Genomic DNA, 275 nt, shown 5'->3' with positions numbered 1-275 from the left:
GAGATAGCTCAAAAGACAACTGATCTTGAGAAAGAAAAAGGAAAGTTGCAGAAAGAAGAGTTAAGTAAGAAGCAGAAAGAACTTACGATTTATAGTAATTTCGCTGGTGTTGTTCAAAAGTTAGATAAAGATGCGGCACAAAGTTCATCTCAAGCGTTAGGTGGTCAAGGAAAATCGTTTTTACAAGTAGCTTCTAAAGATCCATTCCAAGTTCAAGGTACGTTAACTGAGCTTCAGAAGTCACAAATTCAAAAGGATCAAACATTCACTGTAAC

Annotated in this window: 1 pseudogene; it reads left to right on the top strand. The window is 36.0% G+C overall.

The features are described from left to right. A pseudogene (locus ACQRBL_RS32840) lies at window positions 1-275 on the top strand (efflux transporter periplasmic adaptor subunit); the annotation flags it as partial.

Origin of the sequence: Bacillus sp. AF62 (genome assembly GCF_050312695.1) — a bacterium.
Taxonomy (GTDB): domain Bacteria; phylum Bacillota; class Bacilli; order Bacillales; family Bacillaceae_G; genus Bacillus_A; species Bacillus_A cereus.
This window is presented reverse-complemented; position numbering and strand designations above follow the sequence as displayed.